Source organism: Psychrobacter sp. Pi2-1, assembly GCF_904846645.1.
Lineage (GTDB): Bacteria > Pseudomonadota > Gammaproteobacteria > Pseudomonadales > Moraxellaceae > Psychrobacter.
This window is the reverse complement of the sequence record NZ_CAJHBO010000028.1, coordinates 1-23643: the sequence shown is the minus strand read 5'-3', so window position 1 is coordinate 23643 and position 23643 is coordinate 1. Positions and strand designations below refer to the sequence as shown.

General features: G+C 44.0%; 21 protein-coding genes. 15 read left to right on the top strand and 6 right to left on the bottom strand.

All coding sequences use genetic code 11. From position 1 onward, the window contains the following. Positions 1 to 418 precede the first annotated feature (418 nt). The 4 genes from JMX91_RS12355 to thiS all read left to right on the top strand — a co-directional run bounded on the left by JMX91_RS12355 (position 419) and on the right by thiS (position 2704). Positions 419 to 904 carry a sulfurtransferase TusA family protein gene (locus JMX91_RS12355; protein ID WP_201549424.1) on the top strand — a complete coding sequence of 162 codons (486 nt, stop codon included), beginning with the start codon at positions 419 to 421 and terminating at the stop codon, positions 902 to 904. A gap of 210 nt (positions 905 to 1114) precedes the next feature. Continuing rightward, positions 1115 to 1978: an RNA polymerase sigma factor RpoH gene (gene rpoH / locus JMX91_RS12350; protein WP_201549441.1), complete on the top strand. Its 864-nt coding sequence runs from the start codon at positions 1115 to 1117 to the stop codon at positions 1976 to 1978. A gap of 24 nt (positions 1979 to 2002) precedes the next feature. Further along, positions 2003 to 2377, top strand: coding sequence for a DUF423 domain-containing protein (locus JMX91_RS12345; protein ID WP_201549422.1), 375 nt, complete (start codon positions 2003 to 2005; stop codon positions 2375 to 2377). Between the two features lie 126 nt (positions 2378 to 2503). Continuing rightward, positions 2504 to 2704 (top strand): sulfur carrier protein ThiS, encoded by a 201-nt coding sequence (gene thiS / locus JMX91_RS12340; RefSeq protein ID WP_201549420.1) that lies wholly within the window; start codon positions 2504 to 2506, stop codon positions 2702 to 2704. Positions 2705 to 2925: 221 nt separating this feature from the next. Here thiS and hpf read toward each other — a convergent pair whose 3' ends face one another. Both hpf and rpoN read right to left on the bottom strand, forming a co-directional pair. Beyond that, on the bottom strand, positions 2926 to 3306 hold the full coding sequence (hpf, locus tag JMX91_RS12335) for a ribosome hibernation-promoting factor, HPF/YfiA family (protein ID WP_057758130.1): 381 nt from the start codon (positions 3304 to 3306) through the stop codon (positions 2926 to 2928). Between the two features lie 359 nt (positions 3307 to 3665). Beyond that, positions 3666 to 5324 (bottom strand): RNA polymerase factor sigma-54, encoded by a 1659-nt coding sequence (gene rpoN / locus JMX91_RS12330; protein ID WP_201549418.1) that lies wholly within the window; start codon positions 5322 to 5324, stop codon positions 3666 to 3668. A 287-nt stretch (positions 5325 to 5611) separates the two neighbouring features. Between rpoN and JMX91_RS12325 the strand changes: the two genes are divergently transcribed. Continuing rightward, entirely contained in the window at positions 5612 to 6481 is an 870-nt protein-coding gene (locus tag JMX91_RS12325) for a nitrilase-related carbon-nitrogen hydrolase (protein ID WP_201549416.1), read from the top strand. Positions 6482 to 6514: 33 nt separating this feature from the next. Here the strand turns inward: JMX91_RS12325 and JMX91_RS12320 are convergent, their stop codons facing one another. The 4 genes from JMX91_RS12320 to lptM all read right to left on the bottom strand — a co-directional run bounded on the left by JMX91_RS12320 (position 6515) and on the right by lptM (position 10658). Next, a complete protein-coding gene (locus JMX91_RS12320; RefSeq protein ID WP_201549414.1) occupies positions 6515 to 7537 on the bottom strand; it encodes a tyrosine recombinase XerC in 1023 nt (340 codons plus the stop codon). A 46-nt stretch (positions 7538 to 7583) separates the two neighbouring features. Then, a complete protein-coding gene (gene dapF / locus JMX91_RS12315) occupies positions 7584 to 8471 on the bottom strand; it encodes a diaminopimelate epimerase (RefSeq protein ID WP_057758121.1) in 888 nt (295 codons plus the stop codon). A gap of 329 nt (positions 8472 to 8800) precedes the next feature. Then, positions 8801 to 10030 carry a diaminopimelate decarboxylase gene (gene lysA / locus JMX91_RS12310; protein WP_201549439.1) on the bottom strand — a complete coding sequence of 410 codons (1230 nt, stop codon included), beginning with the start codon at positions 10028 to 10030 and terminating at the stop codon, positions 8801 to 8803. 313 nt (positions 10031 to 10343) lie between these two features. Further along, positions 10344 to 10658 carry an LPS translocon maturation chaperone LptM gene (gene lptM / locus JMX91_RS12305; protein WP_201549412.1) on the bottom strand — a complete coding sequence of 105 codons (315 nt, stop codon included), beginning with the start codon at positions 10656 to 10658 and terminating at the stop codon, positions 10344 to 10346. A gap of 805 nt (positions 10659 to 11463) precedes the next feature. Here lptM and JMX91_RS12300 point away from each other — a divergent pair. The 10 genes from JMX91_RS12300 to tdh all read left to right on the top strand — a co-directional run bounded on the left by JMX91_RS12300 (position 11464) and on the right by tdh (position 23239). Beyond that, positions 11464 to 12696: an acetate/propionate family kinase gene (locus JMX91_RS12300; RefSeq protein ID WP_201549410.1), complete on the top strand. Its 1233-nt coding sequence runs from the start codon at positions 11464 to 11466 to the stop codon at positions 12694 to 12696. Between the two features lie 108 nt (positions 12697 to 12804). After that, positions 12805 to 14952 (top strand): phosphate acetyltransferase, encoded by a 2148-nt coding sequence (pta, locus tag JMX91_RS12295; protein ID WP_101205111.1) that lies wholly within the window; start codon positions 12805 to 12807, stop codon positions 14950 to 14952. A 220-nt stretch (positions 14953 to 15172) separates the two neighbouring features. Next, on the top strand, positions 15173 to 16150 hold the full coding sequence (locus tag JMX91_RS12290) for a nicotinate-nicotinamide nucleotide adenylyltransferase (RefSeq protein WP_201549408.1): 978 nt from the start codon (positions 15173 to 15175) through the stop codon (positions 16148 to 16150). Positions 16151 to 16281: 131 nt separating this feature from the next. Further along, complete coding sequence (rsfS, locus tag JMX91_RS12285; RefSeq protein WP_057758112.1) at positions 16282 to 16695, top strand: ribosome silencing factor; 414 nt, start codon at positions 16282 to 16284, stop codon at positions 16693 to 16695. Positions 16696 to 16923: 228 nt separating this feature from the next. Further along, a complete protein-coding gene (locus JMX91_RS12280) occupies positions 16924 to 17703 on the top strand; it encodes an MOSC domain-containing protein (RefSeq protein ID WP_201549406.1) in 780 nt (259 codons plus the stop codon). Positions 17704 to 17860: 157 nt separating this feature from the next. Further along, positions 17861 to 19213: an APC family permease gene (locus JMX91_RS12275; RefSeq protein ID WP_201549404.1), complete on the top strand. Its 1353-nt coding sequence runs from the start codon at positions 17861 to 17863 to the stop codon at positions 19211 to 19213. Between the two features lie 86 nt (positions 19214 to 19299). Then, entirely contained in the window at positions 19300 to 20181 is an 882-nt protein-coding gene (locus JMX91_RS12270) for an N-acetylmuramoyl-L-alanine amidase (RefSeq protein ID WP_201549402.1), read from the top strand. A gap of 29 nt (positions 20182 to 20210) precedes the next feature. Further along, positions 20211 to 20402, top strand: coding sequence for a hypothetical protein (locus tag JMX91_RS12265; RefSeq protein ID WP_201549400.1), 192 nt, complete (start codon positions 20211 to 20213; stop codon positions 20400 to 20402). 385 nt (positions 20403 to 20787) lie between these two features. Continuing rightward, positions 20788 to 21978, top strand: a complete 1191-nt coding sequence (gene kbl / locus JMX91_RS12260; RefSeq protein ID WP_201549398.1) for a glycine C-acetyltransferase — start codon at positions 20788 to 20790, stop codon at positions 21976 to 21978. Between the two features lie 235 nt (positions 21979 to 22213). Continuing rightward, positions 22214 to 23239 (top strand): L-threonine 3-dehydrogenase, encoded by a 1026-nt coding sequence (tdh, locus tag JMX91_RS12255; RefSeq protein ID WP_201549396.1) that lies wholly within the window; start codon positions 22214 to 22216, stop codon positions 23237 to 23239. Positions 23240 to 23643: the final 404 nt, after the last annotated feature.

The following is a 23643-nucleotide window of genomic DNA, read 5'->3' as shown; positions in this document are numbered from 1 at the left end:
CTATAAGATAATTAACGACGTCTTTTCGACTATACGAGCTTGTTTATCCAAGGTCAATTCTACAATGAACTTAACTACCAATAACTTAGCCACCCGTCACGATTGCGCAACATGGCTGTGTAATTATTCATTAGGCTACTATTTATGCAGTGAGTCTCAATCGTATAACTATTAATCGAGCAATTGCTAATCGGGCAACTCTTGGTTATATGATTCTAGTGAACCGAACACAGCGTTGATTATATTCAACTGCAACTATACATTGTCTATTTGGTATAATAAGCAACAATGATAGTAGGTTTAGATGACTGTGATGACGACCTCATAATTTATAATTGCTGGATTATGTTCGTACTCAATATCAAAGCCTATTATTAATAAAACAAATTAAAATATAGATATCTACAAGGTTTAAGTTATGCCCGCTGCTAGTGAATTAGTCATCAAACGTGTGTCGCATTCTATACAGTTATCAGCGAATTTGACTGATACACAGCAGAACGACATTGCGAGTTTACTAGAGCTGCTACCGACTGAAAGTCATAATTCAGATGATGTAGCTACAGCGCAATCTGAACTAAATATAAAAGGTTTTGTTGATGGACGTGGTCTTGCATGTCCGATGCCATTGTTAAAAACTAAGGTCGCATTACGTGACGTAACAGCTGGTGAGTCGCTGTACGTGGTTGCAACTGACCCTAACTCGCAAGCTGATATCACAGCGTTTTGTAGACAAAGTCAGCAATCACAGTCGGCAGATTATTTAAAGCTAGTGGTCAATAAAGTTACTGACCACTCGTCAGTTGATGGCACATCATTACAGCGTTTCGCTACAATATATCACTTCATCATTACCAAAACTGATAGCAACTACGCGCTGCTATCCTTTACAATTAAATCATAAAGATTTTTATCTGACTATTTGCTTAACTATTTAACCAAGGTCAAGAATATGGCTAATACTTCTACTGATGCTGTAAATACAAATAAAAAAGATGGCTCAGCTCCTATAAAAAATGATGCACGCGATGCTGCATTAAAAGCCGCTGCTCAGCGACCACCTTATGACGCGAGTACATTAGGTAATACCAGTACGCGTGACTTAGTACCAGCTATGCCAACTCACCTGTCAGCGCCAGGGGTCAACTTGGGTGCGTATATCAATACTGTCCATCAGATCCCTATTTTGACGCCAGTACAAGAGCAGGAGTTGGCCCATCGCTATTATGATGAAGGTGATGTCGAAGCCGCTCGACTACTAGTGATGTCGCATTTACGTTTTGTGATTCATATCGCACGTAGCTACTCGGGTTATGGGCTGCCGCAAGCAGATTTAATCCAAGAAGGTAACTTAGGATTGATGAAAGCGGTTAAACGTTTTGACCCGAATAAAGGCGTACGTTTGGTATCGTTTGCTGTGCATTGGATCAAAGCTGAAATCCATGAGTTTGTGATTCGCAACTGGCGTATCGTCAAGGTTGCGACTACCAAGGCTCATCGTAAATTATTCTTTAATTTACGCAGCCTTAAGAAGACTAACAATCAGCTGACACTAGAGGAAGCAGATGCTATCGCTAATGACTTGAATGTCACACGCAAGCAAGTGTTAGAAATGGAATCACGTCTAACCTCTTATGATGCTTCGTTTGAGGCGCAGTCAAGCGACGATGATGATGGTCGTTACGCTCCTCAGCTATTTTTGGAAGACGGTATCGATCCAGCTGAGCAATTGGAAGAAGAAGACTGGGAAGAAAACAACTCATCAGCACTCATCGCTGCGATGGGTACCTTAGATGATCGTTCGCGTGATATCGTCGAGCAGCGTTGGTTATCTGAGCAAAAATCCACCTTGCATGAGTTAGCTGCGGTTTACTCTATCTCAGCTGAACGTGTCCGTCAGATTGAGAAAAATGCCATGGACAAGATTCGTGATGCGATGACCATTGATAGTGTGATTTTGCCAGATGATATCCAGTAGCCTTAAGATGATACGAGTTGTTCAATGTTAAATTGGATCGGTATTGCAGCAGTCAATATGGCTATTGCTGTTGCTTTGGGCGCGTTTGGGGCGCATGGTCTAGAAGGTCATGTCAGTCTTCAACAGCTTGAATGGTGGCATACGGCAACGCTGTATTTGTTCGTACATGCGCTGGGATTATTGCTTGTCGGTATGCTAATTCGTTTAAAGTATATTACTCAGACAACTGCTTGGTTGCTACAAATTGGCATTATAATCTTTGCTGGTAGCTTATATGCAATGACGCTTGGTGCACCGCGCTGGTTCGGTGCGATTACGCCTATTGGCGGCGTTCTTATGATTGCAGGTTGGCTATGGTTGGCCGTTTCCGCCTTTCGATTAAAAGATTCAGTTAACTGAGCTGTTTAATCGAATAGTTATTGTTAGCTCTTTGCATCAGCTGCGACAAACTATCAGTAATAAAGCAAAGGATACGCAGTGAATAGCAGATAAACAGGAATTTTAAAACATTAAGGAGTATTTAATATGAGCAACATTAGTGTCAATGGTAAAAGCTTGCAAACCACTCATCAGACTGTACAACTGGTTATCAATGAGCTTGGTCTTAGTCAGGGTCGTTACGCTGTAGAAGTAGACGGCGAGTTGATGCCAAAAAGCGAGCTTGCTCAACTACGTATCGTAGAAGGAATGAATATCGAAGTAGTACAAGCCGTCGGCGGTGGTTGATAATGTTTAGACAGATAAGCTTGAGCTGACAGCTGGTTCATTTTCGTTCTAAGTTTACTAACTAAGTTTACTAATGATAAAAAAGACCTCAACGTATTACACGTTAGAGGTCTTTTTTTATGTCAATTACAAACTAGTGCAGTAGCTACTTATAAATTTTTTATTCTCTTAGTCTACTTTCACTAACTTGTAACGATAGTGTTCAAAATTTTAAACTCGAACTATGCTGCTGGTACTGCTTCTGCAGGGGTTAGATCCTGATAGCGACTATCGCGTCCTGCACCCTGAGTCTTTTTGCGCTCTTGACGGGTTTTGTACTTACGTACTTGTCTATCTAGCTTGTCTGCCATCTCGTTAATGGCTTTATACATATCATCTTCATACGCTTGGACAAACATTTCTTGACCCGAGACACGCATAATTGCTTCAGCTTTATGGCTCTTTTTACCGCCGTCACTAGCACCGCTATTGTCTAACGATAAAATCACTTGAATACTTTGTATCTGATCGAAGTGACGCTCTACTTTTTCAAGCTTCTCGCGTACTGCTGTGTCCATAGCTTCTGTAACGCTGATATGATGACCACTGATAGAAACATTCATATTGTTGTCCTTTTATTTGTAACTTACAATCAACAGATGAGGTAGCATTCTTGCTTTTGTCATCCTGCCTTACCAATAACTACTCCAATGCCTCTAGTAATGTGTCGACGTATCCTTTTATCGTCTCCTTTATTAGTTGTAAATAAATACTATAAATCGGCACTTGGTTTTCGTTGTTGGTATGACTCTAATTTGTCATGAAAATCGCCCAGTAGCAAGCCATTAAATTGTAATTAAGTGTAACAATACCTATTATTTCTACTTAGTTTCTATATAATCAAAAAATTTTATTTTTTATACCTGTATTGCACTATACAGACAGGTAGCCATTAAGCTTATAGAAAGGTGAGCTTAGATAATTAGTATTTCTGTTTGCGCTGAGTAGACGAGCCAATATTCATTGCTTCACGATATTTGGCGACGGTTCTTCTGGCTATATCAATACCATCTGCTAACAGCTCATCTTTGATACGACTATCTGACAATGGTTTTTTGGGATCTTCGTCAGCGATGAGCTTTTTAATCATGGCACTGATAGCGGTCGATGAGATATCTCCATCAGCACTACTTACGTGAGATGAGAAGAAGTGTTTCAAAGAAAACAATCCTTGCGGCGTCAAGATGGTTTTACTGGTGGTAAGGCGTGAGACTGTCGACTCATGCAAGTCAACTTCTTCAGCAATTGCCTTTAATATTAGGGGTTGCATGGCGGTTGCACCATGCTGCAGGAACTCTTGTTGATAGCGTACAATGCTAGTCGCTACTTTGAGTAGGTTTTGATTGCGCTCTTCGATACTACGAATAAACAATCGAGCATCGGTGAGGTTTTCGCGCAGATATTGATTGTCAGGGCTGTCATCGCCACGCTTGACCAAATTGGCATATTCTTGGTTTACGCGTAGTTTTGGTAAGGTGTCTGGATTGAGGCGTACATACCAACCATCCTCTTCAGCTTCAGAGTTACTTGTCGCCTTATTATTCCTAACAGGTGTGACCAACACATCTGGAATATCGTAGCTCTCAGGCGACTGGGCATAGTCAGGCTGGCTAGACTGAAACAGCAGCCCTGGCGAAGCGTTCAAGGTACGTAGTAGCGTAAGTGCAGGTGTGATGTATTCTGGTGCAAGCCCTGTGCATTCAGTCAGTGCTTTAATATTATTACTGACTAAATGCTCGCTCGCTGATAGCAGCGCTTGAGCTTCTTGTAGATATTCGGTGTGAGCATCTAACTTGGATAGCTGAATCGATAAGCACTCGCTTAAATGACGTGCCCCTACGCCAACTGGATCACAGGACTGAATAATACGTAATACCGTCAAGACCTCTTCTTTTTCAACGCGCTCATCCCATTGATAGAAACTTGCCATCGTATCAAAGCTCTGCAGTAGCTCATCTATATCAATTCGAATAAAGCCCATGTCATCCATGGAGTCTATTAAATATTCTGCAATCAGCGTATCAGCCTCTGATAGACGCTTAAAGTTCAACTGCCAGCGCACATGATCTTGAATAGTAGACGATGTACCGCCTTGATAACTATCGAAATCTTCATCACCCCTACTATTGCCAGAGCCTGTTGCAGTAGAAGCATAGTTACCCGTGTCAAAGCTACCTATATCAAAGCTATCGGCATCAGAACTGCTATAGCTATCTACATCTATTGCACTATCATCGATATTAGGCTGTTGTAATTTATCCAAACTATCACTGAAGCTATCGCTACTATCGCCGCTGTACTCTGTACCGCTAGTAGGTACTGAGTCGAATGAGTCACTGCTACTTTGATTCCAGCTATCAAGCGTCAACGGCTCGCTCCACTCCTCTATTTCATCGTCACCACTGTCGTATTCGTCATCGTTTTCGATACGTTCAAGTAATGGATTACTGTCTAGCTTTGCCTGAACCTCTTGTGCGAGCTCAAGACTAGAGAGCTGCAGCAATTTTATGGCTTGCTGCATTTGCGGGGTTAGCTTTTGTGAGTTGCTCAGCGTGGTCGCCAATCCGAACGACATACTCATGGGCGGCTTATTGCACTCCGATCTTAGTGATATTGTGTTTATTCTGTCAGTAAAAGTAACGACATAAATCTTATCAGGACATGACGATAGCATTTTTTGCCACAATTTTGCTATGATAATTTATGTTTTGTCCGGATACGTTTGGTTTGCTATCGATAGCAGACTACCATCTTGGCAAGGATGAGCAATCCATAAATACGAGCAGTCTGCTCATTACCGCGAAAATATTATAATAAATAAATTACGGCAAATGACCAATACAGCTAATACCCAATAGGAATATTGTCATGAATTCAAGTAACCATCCACTTAACGTCGCTGCTATTCAAATGAACAGTCAGCAGAATGTTGAGGATAATCTAGCAGATATCAAAGCCGCTATCACAGACGCACAAGCTCAAGGTGCTGAGCTTGTTGTATTGCCTGAGAACTGCTGTAGCATGGGGCAGCAATCTGCTACTGCTGAGCGTTTTGATGACTTATCAGCGACGATAGCAGACTACGCCCGCACCGCTGGCATCCATGTACTAGCAGGCTCGTTACCCTGCCATTATCGCCCTGATGGTACTGTCGTTCCTGATGGTAGATTGCGCCAAGTGAGCCAGCTGTTTGCACCAGATGGTACCCGTGTCGCACGTTACGACAAGATTCATCTGTTTACTGCAACTGTGGCCGATAAGCATGGCAGCTATAACGAAGCTGCAACCTTTGAACCGGGTACGCAGACCGTAGTTGCGCTACTAGCAGTAGGCAATACAGTCTATCAACTCGGCATGATGGTATGTTTTGATTTACGTTTTCCAGCATTGGCGCAGCGTCTGCGACAAGCCGGTGCCGAACTATTGAGTGCACCTTCTGCCTTTACTTACTTGACTGGGCAAGCGCACTGGTCGCTGCTGTTACGTGCTCGTGCTTTAGATAGTCAATGTATGGTCATCGGCGCAGCGCAAGGTGGTGATCATCTCTACCAAGATGGTAGTACCCGTCAGACATGGGGACATACAGCCATTACAGCGTTTGATAGTAGTGTTATCGCAAGCTATGACGATAGCGAGTTGGATAAACAATATGCCATCGTCATGGCGTCATTAGACAAACAAGCGCAAGAGCAAGGCCGCCAAAAACTGCCTATTTTTGACTGCCATCGTTTGGCGTAAATTGTGAAATTCAGTGGATTTCGTGCTTAATTGCTAGGGCGAGTCTTCATTTTGAGCATGAGTTGCTCGTGGATGGGCGCGGTCATAAACTTGCGTTAATTTTGCAAAATCGACGTGGGTATAAATTTGCGTGGTGCTAATATCACTATGCCCGAGCATTTCTTGTACGGCGCGCAAGTCACCACTGCCTGACAGCATATGTGATGCAAAACAATGACGCAGTAGATGTGGATACATGTTTTGGGCAATACCCGCGCGAGTAGCAGCAACTTTTAAGCGCTGTTGCACTGCCCGTGTTGATAATCTGGTGCCGAGCTTTTCACTGATGAACAATGCGCTATCCATTTGCTCTACCCATAGGTTACGATGCGGCAGGTAGCGACTAATTGCTTCTGCAGCCTTTATCCCTAATGGCACTAGGCGTGTTTTATTCCCCTTACCCGTGACTCGTACCCGTAAGTCAGACAAATCTACATCTGCCATATCGAGTGCAACCAACTCGCCAACTCGCAAGCCACTACTATAGAGCAGTTCAAACATAGCTTTATCACGTAACCATAAGCGCGCTTGCTCTGGTGTATCAGGAATCTCTTGATCGAGTAGCTGAGTTAGCAAATCGACATCAGCGATAGAAGGCAGCGGTCTAGGACTACGCTTAAGCTGATAGCCAGTGGTTGGGTTGATACGTGCTAACTCTTCTTCAATCATCCAACCATAAAAATGCCGAATCGCAGACAACTCTTGCTGGACACTGGCAAGCGCCAACTTATCTTCATCAAGACGTTGGCTGATGTGCTGGGCCAGTTGCCGTTTATCACAGCGTGTCCACGTTAGACGCTTACCACGCAAAAATAACGCCAGTTGATTTAAACCAGCGAAATAAGCGGTTAGAGTATGCGGCGAATGGTTGCGCACAGACAACGTATTGAGCCAATGATGCACAGGTACGAGTAGCTCTCGTAAGGCAGCGTCTGACTCTATAGTGGCGGCCAGCTCAGTAGATAGCCAAGGTGCTGAGCTAGCCGCTTGGCTTTCCTTATTGGTAGACATAACCATACTAGAACCATCCTTGGCATTTATACGATTGGCCTAACAACAGTTATTAGCCTTCAGCATTTGGTTTAAGTCCCGCTTGTGCCATCAGGCCATCTGGACTAAATACACCTTCATAAACGAAAGCGGTCGGACCCGTCATCGTAACTGAATAACCTGGCTGCCACTTGATAATCATGCTGCCACCATATAGCTGTGCGCGAACTTCTTCACCTTCATCAAGCCAGCCTTCACGTATACCAACGGCTACTGCTGCACACGCGCCCGTACCACAAGCTTGCGTCTCACCCACACCGCGCTCGTACACACGTAGACGAATATGGCGCTGATTCATCACTTGCATAAAGCCCACATTGACGCGGTCTGGGAACGCAGGATGCGACTCAATTGCTTTGCCTAGAGTCTCAACCTCGGCATCGAGTACGTCATCGACTTTTATCACAGCATGTGGGTTACCCATATTGGCAACGTACAGCTGTACAGGCGTGCCATTTACATCAAGGTGATAGGTGTTTTGAATTTTGGTCGTCGCTCTTGGGCTAAACGGAATCTCATCTGGCTCAAATTTAGGCTTGCCCATATCGACATCTACCCAACCGTAACGATCAGTGGTCAGAGAAATAATACCGCTGGCCGTCTCAACGCGTAGACGCTGCTTAAATGACAGTTTACGTGCTTGTACAAAACGCGCGAAACAACGCGCGCCATTGCCGCACTGTTCGACTTCGGTGCCATCAGTATTAAAGATACGATAACTGAAATCAACATCAGGGCGCATGGGTGGCTCGACTACGAGCAATTGATCAAAACCAATGCCTAGGTGGCGATCGCCCAATAACTGCACCAAATCCTTGGTCAAATCTAAGCGCTGGGTCACTAAATCAATGACCATGAAATCATTACCCAACCCATGCATTTTAGTAAACTCTATTAGCATATCTTTGATGTCCTATCCTATTTTTATGTATGGCTTATCTTAGCACGCTGTCAGATACAATCATAATAATACCAATCCCAAAAAATACGATTAGCGGTGTCAAACTTGTTTAGTCTACAGTGAGTAGTACTTGCACTCGTTTTCCTTGCTACTCTAATTTTTGTGCATGGTGTTGCCTTCAACTAAAGGCATGCCTTCAATTAAGAATCAGCTTTAATTAAAAAACGCTTTCCTCAAAATTTAGTCATAAAAAAACCCATTGTCATTATCACAATGGGTTCTCTTCAACCATCAAATACGGCGATAGTTTTGGCTCGTCTTTAATCGCCTTATTGCGCCTGCCACAACATTTCATCTGCATATAGCGCCTCAACCGTTTCGCGCTTGCGGATTAGCTGATGACTATCACCAGACACCATCACTTCGCTAGCACGCGGGCGTGAGTTATAGTTACTACTCATGGTAAAACCATACGCACCTGCGCCCGTAATGGCCAGTACATCGCTTGTGGCCAATGACAGTAGGCGGTCCTTTGCTAAGAAATCACCCGTTTCACAAATCGCGCCAACGATATCCCACGGCTGCGTACCATCAGTATCGATACCAGCATTAGGTAACACACTTGGAATCACCGCCATCTCAGCTTGATATAAAGCAGGACGAATCAAGTCATTCATAGCGGCATCAACAATCGCAAAGTTCTTATGTTCAGTCGGCTTGAGTACGTCAACTTGAGTCAATAGCACGCCAGCATTGGCAACGATACTACGACCTGGCTCAAAAAACACAGTCAAACCAAGCTCGCTAAGTTTTGGTAATAATGCTTGGGCAAACTCATCGATAGACACAGGCGTCTCATCAATATAGCGCACCCCTAAACCACCGCCCAAATCGATATGCTGCAACTCAATACCAGCATCACGCAGGCTATGTATCAGTTCAATAACTTTATCTAATGCTGCAACAAATGGCTCTACCTCAGTCAACTGCGAGCCAATATGACAATCAATACCAACAATATCGATATGTGATAAATCGGCCGCTTGCTGATAGACCGCTAATGCGTCTTCGTGAGTGATACCGAACTTGTTGTCTTTAAGACCCGTTGAGATATATGGATGGGTTTTGGCATCGACGTTAGGGTTGACGCGTAACGAGATTGGCGCAGGCTTATCGAGTGACTTTGCCACATCATTGATTAAAGTCAGCTCGCTGATAGACTCAACATTGAAGCAGCCAATACCTTGAGTCAGCGCATATTCGATATCACTATACGTTTTGCCAACGCCTGAGAATACCACCCGTGATGCTGCGCCACCTGCGGCTAACACACGCATTAGCTCACCGCGGGAGACAATATCAAACCCAGCGCCTGCCTGTGCCAAGACACCAAGCACGGCAAGGTTAGAGTTTGCTTTTACGGCATAGCATACTTGATGATTCAGACTGGCGAAGCTATCAGTATAAGCTTGATAAACGTCCAATATTGCCTGCTTTGAATACACGTAGCAAGGGGTACCATATTGTTTTGCCAACTCATCGATACTGACCTGCTCCATATACAATGCATCGCCGCAATAGCTTAGCGCGGGCAAGTGAGCACTCAACGCTTTCGGGTCAACATACAACCCTTGCTCAGTTTGGATAGTAACAGATTCGCCAGTAGCAGAATTGGTCAAGTCAGCAGGTAGTTCAGAATGACTCATATAAACATCTCTAATATAATCAGATTATCAAGGGTGAAAATTAAATTTAGGTAGCAAAGCTATTTAGTCAATCAGGCAGTAAAGAATAGACAGTTAGTTAAACTGTTGATTAACAAGCACCTAACCGCTATCCATTGGCTCAGCTTAGCAATTATTAGCCTAGTAATTAATAGTCGTTGGGGTCAGTACTAGGCTCAGGCAGTACCATTTGCTCTTCTAGGTAGCGGTTTTTTTGATAGTTATCATCGTCGATACCTGCAAAGGCTGCATCTTGTGGATGGCTAGTACTATCCAGTACAGACGCACTGCCCTCTATCGTTTGACTACTAGAGTCTGCCAAATATAGATCGCCTTTTTGTCCGCAGCCTGACAATCCTACCATAACCGCACTGCCAATAAATAAAGTGGCGACAGCCTGACGACTGGTACGAGCGAACGAGCTAGCATGCTTGGCTGCTGAGGGGCTGTGTATAGTAGACATATAATAGATAACCTGTGAGCTTACGACGGCATAATGGCGATAGTAAATCGTGATAAATAAAAAACAAATGGACAGCCAAACCGACAGCGAAAGCACTGCCGTTATGACTATTTTCATCATAGCATTATTACATAAAGCTGTACGGATACTGAATATGATTGGTGAATAAATTTGCGTGATGTTGGATATTTTCTAGAACATTAGTCGAATTTTTATAGTAATATCGTCTGCGAGCTTAGATATGAATATATGACATATGGGTGTCTCGACAATATTTCTTACAATTTCGTGAGCAATAGCGCTGTTATGCCACCCGTATAAGTTATCCATTTATAGTTCTATAACTCACTGAATATAATTGATTTGTTTCATATTTAGCCATTTATTAATCACACATTTTAAACCTTGCCCCTGTCGTGGTGTAGAAACAAAAATGTGTTACATTATATTCCCAGTTTGCGGCGGCAATAGGATGCTAGCCTGAGATGCATACGCATTACCTCATGAGCATGGATGCATAGCACTGTCAGAAACAGTAGCCCAAGTATAAACAAAATCGCCAATATGCTTGCTTGATATTATCGGCATATACATAGCTGATTTTTATTTACTCGACGGTTATCAACTTCATCAATTCCATATAATAATGACATCATGTCTCAGTGACCTTTACTACAGCAGTTTAGATATCAGCGATGTAGCATTTGATGATAATAAAACAGGACGTGGCAATAGACGTCTTTTTTGTATCGAACGAACGATATAATTGATTTGCCCTTTATAAAAACCAATCTAAGGATAGAGTATGAGCGCCAACCTAAGTACCACTTTTGATGATAAGAATAGCGAAACATCAACCCTAACTAGCCCCACTTTAGTCCTCAACTGCGGTTCGTCTTCTATCAAATACGCGTTGATTAGCGATGACAATTCTACTCGTATCACCGGTCTTGCCGAAAACTTAGGTCTCGATACAGCCCGTATCAAACACACCACGCTAAATGGCGATAAATTAGAGATCTCTATTCCTGGTGGTAGTCACAAACTTGCCCTGCAAAAAATTCTAGAGCTACTAGAGCAATATCACTTTATCGCAGTCGGGCACCGCGTGGTACATGGCGGCCGTGAATACTCTCAAGCTGTTCGTGTTGATCAGCATGCGTTGGAAGAAGTAAAACGTCTAAAGATATTGGCTCCTCTGCATAACCCTGCCAATGCTTTGGGTATTGAAGCGGTTCAAGCTATTTATCCTGACATTCCACAAGTCGTGGTATTTGACACCGCCTTTCACCAAACCATGCCGCCTGTTGCCTTCCGCTATGCGTTGCCAAAATATCTATACGAAGAGCACAAAATCCGTCGTTATGGCTTCCATGGTACGTCCCACGCATACGTCTCAGAACGTGCTAGCCAGGTTACTGAAGCAAAAGGTCCTCATGGCTGGATAACCGCGCATCTAGGTAATGGTTGCTCGGCAACTGCCGTATACGATGGCAAAAGTCTCGATACCAGCATGGGTCTGACCCCGCTTGAGGGACTGATGATGGGCACACGTAGCGGCGATGTCGACCCAAGCTTACATATGCATCTGAAACGTCAGCTCGGTATTAGTCTAGAAGAAACGGATAAGATGCTAAATAGTGAAAGCGGTCTGCTTGGTATTTCTGGCCTATCAAACGATTTGCGTACTATTGAGCAAGCTGCGAGCGAAGGCCATAAAGATGCACAGCTCGCCATCGAGATGTTCTGCTACCGCGCTGGTAAATACCTCGCCAGCTTAAGCTGTGCACTGCCTGAATTTACCGGTATTGTATTTACTGGTGGTATCGGCGAAAACTCTGTCACCACGCGCGCAAGTATTTTAGCCGTCATGCGTCATTTCGGTATCAAGATGGACGCTGAAAAGAACGCTGGATTGTACGGTGGTCAAGAAGGCAGCTTCCAAGCAGAAGGTAGCAGTGTCGAGCTGTGGGTTATACCAACAGACGAAGAATACCGCATCGCTCAAGAAACTCGTCAAGCGCTCAGTCTGGGCTAGAGACGAGATTAGTGCTTGTTATTTCATGGCAGTTATTTCGTGATTGTTATTTAGCACTTATTACTCAGTATTTATTATAAAAAATATAAATGAATCGTAGGACTTATTATGCAAACCATTTTACTTGTTCCCATCAGCCGCGGTATCGGAGTGACGTCAGCCGCGCTAGGGCTAATCCGTGCCTTTGATTATAACGGTATCAAAGCGGGCTTTATGAAGCCGTTTTTGCAAGATGATACGCTAGACAAACAGCACAGCTTAGACAGCTCAAGCGCATTGACCATGCACGCATTTGGACTAAATCCGCCTGACTCTATCAGCCGTCAACACGTCGAGCGTATGCTAGGCGATGACAATCTTGATGACTTGATGGAAGAAGTGATTGCCAATTTTCATACGATCGATGATGGTCATGACGTGATTATCTGTGAAGGTCTGGTGCCAACCACTGAGACCTCTTATGCTTCACAAATCAACCGTGCACTTGCTCACGCGCTAGATGCCAAGATTATATTTGTCAGTACCGCTGATATCAGTAAACCTGCTTATTTAGCAGACAAACTGGATGTCCATGCTCGTGAGTTTGGCGGTGTCATAGATTCACGGACGCTAGGCGTGATATTGATGCGGGTACAAGACGTGCCGAACACGTTTGACAATCAACCTGTCGCGCCGGGTGAGGCCGTTGTCAGCTTAGATCCGAACTTCCTGCAAGAGGTACAGCGTCTATCGCCTTCGTTCAATACCGAAGTATTCCGCCTTATCGGGGTGGTGCCTTTTAGTGACTCTCTATCTGTGCCACGCACATGGGATATCGCAACAGAGCTCGATGCGACTTGGCTAAATGTTGGCGAAGCGAAGACACGACGTATCAATCGTATCAGCCTAACCGCTCGTTCAGTAGCGCGCGTCAATGAAGTCTTTAAGCGTGGTACGTTAATGGTCGTGCCCGGCGACCGTGATGACTTGCTATTAGCCGCTGGATTGGCCTGTATCAATGGGATTCCATTGGCAGGTCTAGTATTGACAGGTGGCATTACCCCAAGCGATACAGTTGCTGAGCTTTGGCAGTCAGCGCTCAAAACTGGCATCCCTGTCATGAGTGTCGAAAGCGACAGCTACGAGACAGTACAGAGCCTGATGCATATGAGTTCTGAGATTCCAAGTGATGATACAGAACGTGCTGATGAAGTGGCTCGTTATGTGGCTGCTCATTTGGATCTAAGCTGGATTAAAGAATACTTCAGCCGTAATCATGAGCCGCGTCTGTCACCATCAGCGTTTCGCCATCAATTGGTCAAAAAATCACAACACGCCAAAAAACGTATTGTGCTGCCAGAAGGCGCGGAACCACGTACGGTCGAAGCGGCCTGTATCTGTCAGAGTCGCGGTATCGCCAACTGCGTGTTACTTGCTAAGCGTAGTGACGTTGAGCAAGTGGCCAAAAACCGTGATCTAACGCTACCTGAAGGGTTGGAAATTATCGATCCTGACAACCTAGATATGAGCAAATATATCGCTGCTGTCGTAGAGCGCCGTAAAGGCAAAACCACTGCAGAAGTCGCTGCTGAATACCTAAAAGATACGGTCTATTTAGGTACTATCATGCTCCAACTAGACGAAGTAGATGGTCTGGTCTCAGGTGCGATTCATACCACTGCCAATACAGTACGCCCAGCATTCCAGTTGATTAAGACCGCGCCGCAGTACTCACTCGTGTCATCAGTGTTCTTTATGCTGCTACCTGAGCAAGTGGTCGTCTATGGTGACTGTGCGATCAACCCTGATCCTAATGCTGAAGAGCTGGCAGAGATTGCCATTCAATCAGCACAGTCTGCTGCTGCCTTTGGTATCGATCCAAAAGTTGCAATGATCAGCTACTCTACTGGCTCATCAGGCGCAGGCGCGGATGTCGAAAAAGTCGCCCGTGCCACCCAAATCGTTCGCGAGCGTGCACCAGACCTCAAAGTCGACGGCCCGCTACAGTATGATGCGGCGTCTGTCATGAGCGTCGGTAAGCAAAAAGCGCCTGACTCACCTGTCGCTGGACAAGCCAACGTCTTTATCTTCCCTGACCTCAATACTGGTAACACCACTTATAAAGCAGTACAGCGTAGTGCCAACGTCGTCAGTGTCGGCCCTATGCTACAGGGTCTGAATAAACCAGTGAATGATTTATCACGTGGTGCCTTGGTTGATGATATCGTCTATACCATTGCGCTAACCGCTATCCAAGCGTATAGCGATTTGATTTAATCGCTATAAGACTTGCTAATTAAAGTCCTATACAAAGCCGACTATCATTATGATGGTCGGTTTTTTATTGATGCTCTGGTGGCAGACAGTGGTGACAGATGCTCATCTGCCCTCTACAATAGCGCTATCATCAAGTTATTTAATCTAAAAAGGTCAGCCAGTGAAAGAGTAAGGTAAATCAACGACCACGTGCGCCCTATCTACTCTTATACATTTATTTATGCCAAATACGAGCAACAGCCCTCAAGAAAAAACACCTGCACCTGCCATTCGTGCCTATCTTGGCGGCTCGTTCGATCCCGTACATAATGGTCATTTAGAAGTAGCGATGTCTGTCTATCAGCACCTACTACCAATTGCAACGCAGCTACAGCGTGCCCTGCATGTGTCCTTATTACCTAATGCGCGTTCGCCATTTAAGACGCAAAGTACAGACCCTAACCATCGCTTAAACATGTTAAAGCTGGCGACAGAGAATACACCGATACAGATTAATGAGCTGGAACTGTGGCAAGCGCCGCCTGTCTATACGATCGACAGCGTACGCACATTAAGACAGCAATATCCTAATGACAGTTTGATATTTATTATGGGTATGGACAGCGCCCATAGTTTGGATAAATGGAAAGATGGCTTACGTCTCACTGACCATGTCAATCTATGGGTGTTTAATCGTCAGAGCAGTACCGATGTGAGCGATGGCATTAGCGAAAAATTTTCTGACAGTATTATATCTTCTAAGAATAATACAGCGACTACGGAAGATGTTAATTTCTTAAAATCGCAATTACCGTTGTCATTGCAGCCCCATATAACGGACTCACCTATCGAGCTATTAGTTCCACCTACTCAGCGCTCGTTAGATAGCTCAAACTCAAATAGTACTAATCCAAATAACACTGATCCGACTAGCCCTGACACAAATAACACTGACTTGAAAAACGCCAATCGAGGACGCATTTATATAGATGCGCGACCCATTACTGCGGTATCAAGCACACAAATACGTGAACAACTACAGAAACTAGACGATCAAACAAATAAAATGCCAGTCGCTGAGAGGCAAATCGCATCTATAGCATCAATAAATGATATCATTAGCAATACTGAATCTAATCCATTAGCTAAATGGCTAAATCCTGCTGTTTATCAATATATTATCGCCCATCAGCTATATTCTGCTGCTCAATTCCGTTAAAATCGCCTTATCTATGTCATTTTGCCTATCCTGTCTCTATGCGTGACTGACAACATATGATCAGTCGGATAAGACAAATTGACGTTTTACCCCTTTATTTTACATATTTACGATTCAAGAGATTAAAATTTATGACCAACACCATGACTGCAGAACGCCTAACAGAATGCTTGACCCTAGTACAAAGCGCTCTAGATGATATGAAAGCAAAGAACATCACTGTAATGAATGTAGAAGAGTTGACTGACGTAACAGAGCGCATCATCATCGCTGATGGTACCTCAAAGCGTCATGTACGTGCGATGGCTGATAGCGTCGGCGCTGAAGCTAAGCAAGCTGGTTTTATGCCACTTGGCCGTGAAGGCGGCATCGACTCTGATTGGACGTTGATCGATTTGGGCGCGGTTGTCGTCCACATGATGACGCCACAAGCACGTGAGTTTTATGACCTAGAAGGCCTATGGTCATCACCTGAGCAGTTGGCTGAGCTGGTTGCTACGCCGCGCGAAAAGAAAACTGCGGGTCGTCGTAACAAAAACAAATAAGCTTGTCAGTAACGATATTCGTTCAAAATTAAGAAACGCTCCACCAAAAAGGCCAGAATACTTATTCTGGTCTTTTTTTATGTAAATTTTATGGTGATGAACCAGTATAATCAGATACATCACTGAGTACAGATAAGCTCATTTCATATCAATATTTATTAGACACTAAAATTAAACCGCCAAAATTAAGCCGCCTTCGCCTATTCATTCTACTTATTAGGAAACCATATGAGCGCAGAATCGAACACGTCATCACCTGAGCAAACTTCAACAGACTTTAATCAAGACTTGCCCCTACATATCGCTACCCTCACTTGTGTCCGCGCTGGCAAGTCTATGCCATTTGCCCGTGAGGAAATGAGCGCCATTAATAAAGCACCTATCAAATCTCCTATCGCCGTCAACTTTATGGGCTTAACCACTGATGAACAGGCTGACCGTAAGCATCATGGTGGCCCACTCAAAGCCGTGCATCAGCTAGCGCCTGCGACGTATGCAAAAATTAATGCAGAATTCGGTTTAAAGGTTCGCGTCGGTACGCTAGGAGAAAACCTTACGACTAAAGCTATCGATGGTCTGCCTGAAATGACCGAATCTACCGTTTGTATTGGTGATGTTTTTCAATATGGTGGGCATTTTGAAAACGGTCAAGACATTAGTAATGATGATGCTAGCGTTCAGTTACGTATCGTCCAACCGCGCCGCCCCTGCTACAAAATCAACGACCAGATTGGCCAATTTACCAAAGTACCAAATATCGCAGCATGGGTCAGCAAGCAAGGGATCTCTGGCTGGTATTTCCAAGTTGTACGCGATGGCTTTATAGACGCTGATTTACCTGTGTATTTGGTTGAGCGCCCTTATCCGTTTGCGACGTTAGAGACACTATGGCAACTATCCAACTCAAAAGAAAAGTTTGATGCTAATGTGATTGAACCGTGGCTCGCGATTGACTGTTTAGAGGACAGTTGGAAAAAGGTTCTGGCTAAGAAAATCCAACAGGATTGAAAAGGTAACACTCAACAAAAACCTTTAATATGACTTTTCTATTTATAAAAGATAGCCACTACCCTGCGTAATGGCGTCACAAGGTTTTTCATGTTCTATGTCAGCTCCATAATAAACACTCTCTCCTTCTCTATGTTTAATCGTGAAGGAGCACTCCATGAGTGAAAAGACAGAAAGTATCAGCTACCTACAAGCGATAGCGATTAGCGTCGGTGCGATTATCGGCTGGGGTGCGTATGTCATGCCAGGCGATTTGTTTTTACCGCAGTCACAGCTATTAGGCTCTTCTGTCGCTATTATTATTGGTACTTTAGCCATCTATATGGTTGCACGTGCCTATATTAATTTGCTGACCCAAACGCCAGAAAACGAGTCAGGCGGCATCTATTGGATTGAAAAATACATCAATCGCAAGCATGCCTATATTTACGGTTGGGGCGTCACGATAGGCTATATCTCTATTATCGCGCTTAATATATCAGCCGTCGCTTTGCTGCTGCGCTATCTGTTACCTAGCGGCTTACAACTAGGTTATCTGTATACGATTGCTGGTTGGGAAGTCTACGCCAGTGAAGTTTTCCTATGCAGCGCGGCTATTATTTTGTTCAGTTATATCAATCTAAAAGGCGTACGAGTCGGCGCAAAAATCCAACTCTATATTGCCCTCTTTATGATTCTATCAGTCACCGCGCTGTTTTTTGCCTCGCTTTGGATGACACCAACGACCCAAGCATTTTTGCCAACTGACATGTCTAGCAGCTCTATCACCAGTCTGGCATGGTTACCTATCTTGGCCGTTATGCCATGGGCGTATGTCGGTTTTGAGACCACACCGCAGATTTCAAAAGCCATTAGCGATTCAAAAACCAAGACCAAAAGTATTATCCTAATTTCACTCATCGCCGGTGTGTTGTTTTACTTTTTAATCAACTACTTTACCGCGCTAAACATGAGCTTTGACTATCAAGCAATCAAAGACAGCCACTGGGCGACAGGTGAAGGCATAGACAATCGGATTGGTAGCATCGGTATCTGGCTACTGTCGATCGCTATGATTGGCTCGATAATGAGCGGTATCAACGGCTTTATATTGTCATCAGTTAAGCTCTTAGAATCTATGGGCGACACGTCATTATTGCCTAGCGTATTTACAGATAAACACAACCAATTCAGTAAGCAAAAAACCGTTATATTGATATGCTTGGTATGCCTACTCTCTCCTTGGCTAGGTAGAAACTATCTACTCGATATCGTGACAATGGCGTCTTTGGGTATAACCGTTGGCTTCGCTTATGTCACGACCGCTGACCTCATCAATGAGCGAAAAAAGAAACAGGCAGGTTTGCTAAATTATCTCTCTGTATTAATCAGTGTGGTCTTTATATCGCTATTACTGCTACCATTTTCACCAGCAGCGCTGTCATTTAATGCTTATGTCTTGCTGGGATTCTTTATTCTGCTTGGGGCAATTGGTCATAAAAAAATCGCAGTTAATCCTAACGTTTATTAAACATAAATAGCATTTGCTAGTTGGGCACAATAAACATCAAACACAAACGAAGCTATAACCGCAACCCTTCCCATACAGAGCATTTCATGGCAAAAAACACTTCCTCGATTGCATTGGCATCAGTATTAATATCATCTTCTATACTATCGCTTGTGGGCTGCGTATCAACGTCAGCGCCGCGTTACGTCATCGACAGCGATAGCTACCAAGCGACTGGCAAAAGCGAGCGCATTAAAACCATCGTCTTGCACTATACGGTCTCAGACAACGAGCGCTCGATAAAGACATTGACCACGGGCAATGTGAGCGCGCACTATCTAGTATTAGACAATGATGACAATAAAATCTATAACCTAGTACCAGAGAGCGAGCGCGCATGGCATGCAGGTGACGGCGGCTTTGCAGGACGGACGATATTAAACGATACCTCTATCGGTATCGAGATTGTCAATAGTGGCATCAAGCCTGAATATCGAGACGCACTAAAAGATGGCACGCTTGACTATCATCCTTATGAGCATTATGTGGCATTTAATGAATTGCAGATTAAAAAAGTCGCACAACTGGTGCAAGATATCGCCACGCGCTATGACATCTCACCGAAGAATATCATCGGTCACTCGGATATGGCACCCTCGCGCAAGATAGACCCCGGTGCCAAATTCCCGTGGGAGCGACTGTATTTCGATTACGGTATTGGCGCTTGGTATGATGAATTTGATAAGCAGTTCTTTATGAATCAAAATGGATTTGCGTCGGCAACGATACCTGAGATTAAGCAAGCGTTTCGCAAGTATGGCTATCAAATCAACGATACTGATACGTGGGACAAAGCCAGTCGCGATGTCGTCTATGCGTTTCAGCTGCACTTCAGAGCGCAGCAGCCAACGGGTAGTATGGATAGCGAGACCTATGCGATATTGCAGGCACTAAATAAGAAGTATGCTGGTCGGGATGATTTTTATTAAAGAATATAGGCTATCAGGGGACATAATATATGAATAACTCTCAACAAGATGAGCAAGATGATTTGCAAAAATATCTAGAAGAAAAAGCCAAACAAGAGCAGGAAAAGAAAGAAGAGCAAGAACCTGAGCCACTTTCTGCCTATGATGCTTGTGTGCTAAAGGAAAGTGCCAAGATTCATGAGTTGATCGCTGAGGCTCAGAAGCGCCCCAAAGATGACTAACTGGATAGACGGTATTTGCCACTCAAGATGAAATAAATGCGCAAGTTAATGTCTTATGTTTTGAGACGTAGCTAAGCCACTATGAAACCAATACTATAACCAAACAACGCTATATCACTTTATAAAAGAAGGCCTATCTACCAACTATTTAGGCTATTTATTGCGATAGGCTAATGATAAAATCACCGCTCACAGGGTTATAGATAGTATCACTGCTCACACCATCTCGTTGGCTTCCCGCCTCGTTGGTTTTAATGATGGCTAAGATGCTGCGCAGATTTGATAGCTTGGCTTTGATAGCTTAGCTTTGATAACTTGATTCTATGACCAGTCTCAATATCTTTATTATCAAATGAACACCAATAATACTAAAAAAGGAATATTTATGTATCAAGCCTTTCAAAAACACCTACAACAAGAAATCAGCGATATACGCGAGGCAGGCCTGTATAAAAACGAGCGCGTTATTACGTCTCCGCAAGATGCACTCATCAAGATTGCCGATGGCCGTGAGATGCTTAACTTCTGTGCCAATAATTACCTTGGACTGTCTGACCATCCTGAGATTAAAAAAGCAGCTACCGAGGCCATCGAAGACTCAGGTTATGGCATGTCATCGGTGCGTTTTATTTGTGGTACGCAAGATTTGCATAAGCAATTAGAGGCGTCGATTTCTAAGTTTTTTAATACCGAAGATACGATTCTTTATGCCGCTTGTTTCGATGCCAATGGTGGTGCATTTGAACCACTGCTAACTAGCGAAGATGCGATTATTTCTGATTCGCTAAATCATGCCTCAATCATCGACGGTGTGCGCCTGTGTAAAGCCGCGCGTTATCGCTATGCCAATGCAGATATGCAAGATTTAGAAACGCAATTACAAGCGGCGCAAGCACAGCGTTTTCGTTTGATTGTCACCGATGGTGTGTTTTCAATGGACGGTAACGTGGCACCGATGGATGAGATTTATGCGTTGGCACAAAAATATGATGCCATGGTCATGATTGACGAATCGCATTCAGCAGGTGTGGTCGGTCGCACTGGTGGCGGCGTGACTGAATTGTTTGATCTGCGTGGCGATATTGAGCTGATCACTGGTACGTTAGGCAAGGCGTTTGGCGGTGCTATTGGCGGCTTCACCACGGGCAAAAAAGAAATGATTGAGATGCTGCGTCAACGCTCGCGCCCGTATCTGTTTTCAAACTCTATTCCTCCTATGGTGGCTGCCGCTGGGGTAAAAGCGTTTGAAATGCTATCGCAAGACAATACCCTACAAGACCAATTGCATGAAAATACCGCCTATTTTGTGAAGCAAATGCAAGATGCAGGCTTCGATATCAAGCCTACTGAATCAGCTATTTGTGCGGTGATGCTCTATGATGCCAATGTCTCGCAGCAAATGGCAGACGCACTGCTTGAAGAAGGCATTTATGTGATCGGTTTCTTCTATCCTGTCGTACCCAAAAATGAAGCTCGCATTCGTGTGCAGCTCTCTGCTGCTCATACTCGCGAGCAGCTCGACCAGTGTATCGCCGCCTTTATCAAAGTCGCCAAGCAAATGAAGGTGATTGATTAAGCATCGTTCGGTATTTATCTAGGGCGTGTCCTCAATTCAAACGAGTGTTCTCTAAATGGGCTAAAAATAGCTAAATTTTGCCAAACATCGTCAAATAGTTGGTCAATATCTCGATATTATCTGCACTATTTTCCTCGTTTGACGGCAATTTATCTCATTTTTATCACCATTTTTAAAATGAGGACACACCCTAGATTCAATAATTAAGTACAACACAGCTAAATAAGAGAAAAGTATGAAAGCATTGGTTAAAGCTCATGCCGAAAAAGGCATCTGGATGCAAGACATGCCTGAACCTACGGTCGGCATCAATGACGTTAAAATTAAAATTAAAAAAACTGCCATTTGTGGCACAGATTTGCACATTTATAAGTGGGATGAGTGGTCACAAAAGACCATAAATACGCCGATGATTATCGGACACGAATACGTCGGTGTCATTAGTGAAATGGGCGATGGCGTCAAGCATCTTGAAGTAGGTGACCGAGTCACAGGCGAAGGCCATATCGCTTGCGGGCATTGCCGCAACTGCCGCCGCGGTAAGCTACATGTATGTGAAAACACCATAGGCGTAGGCGTCGACCGTGATGGCGCATTTGCCGAATATTTGGTGATACCTGCCGACAATGTCATCAAACTCGATGAGCGTATCAGCGATGAGATGGCCGCCATTATGGACCCTTTTGGCAACGCGACGCATACCGCTTTATCTTTTCCTGTACTGGGTGAAGATGTGCTGATTACGGGTGCGGGTCTGATCGGGTCAATGGCAACAGCGATTTGCCGCTTTGCTGGGGCACGTAATATCGTGGTCAGTGATATCAGCGATTATCGCTTAGAGCTTGCCAAAAAGATGGGCGCGACGATGACCATCAATCCAGCCAAAGGTGAAACTATCGAAGGCGCTATCGATACGTTAAAAATGCACGGCTTTGATATTGGGCTTGAGATGTCAGGCTCGCCTCAGGCCTTTGATTCGATGATTAGTAACATGTATAACGGCTCTAAAATCTCTCTTTTGGGCATTTTGCCCAACACCACTACGGTGGATTGGAGCAAGATTATCTTTAAGGCGCTAACCCTAAAAGGTATCTATGGCCGCGAGATGTGGGAGACGTGGTATCAGATGGAGCAAATGCTGATTAGCGGTATTGATCTATCGCCTATCATTACCCACCGCATGCACATTGATGACTTTCAAGAAGGCTTTGATATCATGGAAAGCGGGCAATGCGGTAAGGTGATTTTAAGCTGGGATTGATTTTGGTGATTTAGTATTTGATGAGTCGTAGTTAGCTTTTACGTTATCACGACTTATAAAACGGCACTGATTTCAGTGCCGTTTTTTTGGGTATTAAGAAGTGATGAGATTTATGAGTTGATCGCTGAGGCTCAGAAAGATGTTGAAGATAGCGAATGGAAAAAGGATAAATAAAACATATTCTTAGTGATAGCTATCTTTAGAATGAACAAAGGAACTTACCTTTTCAAAACTATTAGAGTTTTCATCTACTAATTGGCTGAAATCAAAATAGATGGGGAGTTTCCTAAAAACTGTGTAACTGCTTATAATCCATTAACAGGAGAATAAGCAATGACTAACCAAAACGACATTAAAAAACTGGCCCAGCAGATGGCTGGTAGCATGAAAAGCTTCGATGACAT

Excerpts from the sequence above, each read along its gene's own strand:
- rpoH (WP_201549441.1), top strand. The coding sequence starts at position 1,115 with ATGCCAACTCACCTGTCAGCGCCAGGGGTCAACTTGGGTGCGTATATC.
- JMX91_RS12265 (WP_201549400.1), top strand. The coding sequence starts at position 20,211 with ATGAATAACTCTCAACAAGATGAGCAAGATGATTTGCAAAAATATCTA.
- JMX91_RS12300 (WP_201549410.1), top strand. The coding sequence starts at position 11,464 with ATGAGCGCCAACCTAAGTACCACTTTTGATGATAAGAATAGCGAAACA.
- pta (WP_101205111.1), top strand. The coding sequence starts at position 12,805 with ATGCAAACCATTTTACTTGTTCCCATCAGCCGCGGTATCGGAGTGACG.
- JMX91_RS12270 (WP_201549402.1), top strand. The coding sequence starts at position 19,300 with ATGGCAAAAAACACTTCCTCGATTGCATTGGCATCAGTATTAATATCA.
- rpoN (WP_201549418.1), bottom strand. The coding sequence starts at position 5,324 with ATGAGTATGTCGTTCGGATTGGCGACCACGCTGAGCAACTCACAAAAG.
- JMX91_RS12275 (WP_201549404.1), top strand. The coding sequence starts at position 17,861 with ATGAGTGAAAAGACAGAAAGTATCAGCTACCTACAAGCGATAGCGATT.
- JMX91_RS12280 (WP_201549406.1), top strand. The coding sequence starts at position 16,924 with ATGAGCGCAGAATCGAACACGTCATCACCTGAGCAAACTTCAACAGAC.
- JMX91_RS12355 (WP_201549424.1), top strand. The coding sequence starts at position 419 with ATGCCCGCTGCTAGTGAATTAGTCATCAAACGTGTGTCGCATTCTATA.
- lysA (WP_201549439.1), bottom strand. The coding sequence starts at position 10,030 with ATGGAGCAGGTCAGTATCGATGAGTTGGCAAAACAATATGGTACCCCT.
- JMX91_RS12320 (WP_201549414.1), bottom strand. The coding sequence starts at position 7,537 with ATGGTTATGTCTACCAATAAGGAAAGCCAAGCGGCTAGCTCAGCACCT.
- thiS (WP_201549420.1), top strand. The coding sequence starts at position 2,504 with ATGAGCAACATTAGTGTCAATGGTAAAAGCTTGCAAACCACTCATCAG.
- JMX91_RS12290 (WP_201549408.1), top strand. The coding sequence starts at position 15,173 with ATGCCAAATACGAGCAACAGCCCTCAAGAAAAAACACCTGCACCTGCC.
- kbl (WP_201549398.1), top strand. The coding sequence starts at position 20,788 with ATGTATCAAGCCTTTCAAAAACACCTACAACAAGAAATCAGCGATATA.
- tdh (WP_201549396.1), top strand. The coding sequence starts at position 22,214 with ATGAAAGCATTGGTTAAAGCTCATGCCGAAAAAGGCATCTGGATGCAA.
- hpf (WP_057758130.1), bottom strand. The coding sequence starts at position 3,306 with ATGAATGTTTCTATCAGTGGTCATCATATCAGCGTTACAGAAGCTATG.
- JMX91_RS12325 (WP_201549416.1), top strand. The coding sequence starts at position 5,612 with ATGAATTCAAGTAACCATCCACTTAACGTCGCTGCTATTCAAATGAAC.
- lptM (WP_201549412.1), bottom strand. The coding sequence starts at position 10,658 with ATGTCTACTATACACAGCCCCTCAGCAGCCAAGCATGCTAGCTCGTTC.
- dapF (WP_057758121.1), bottom strand. The coding sequence starts at position 8,471 with ATGCTAATAGAGTTTACTAAAATGCATGGGTTGGGTAATGATTTCATG.
- rsfS (WP_057758112.1), top strand. The coding sequence starts at position 16,282 with ATGACCAACACCATGACTGCAGAACGCCTAACAGAATGCTTGACCCTA.
- JMX91_RS12345 (WP_201549422.1), top strand. The coding sequence starts at position 2,003 with ATGTTAAATTGGATCGGTATTGCAGCAGTCAATATGGCTATTGCTGTT.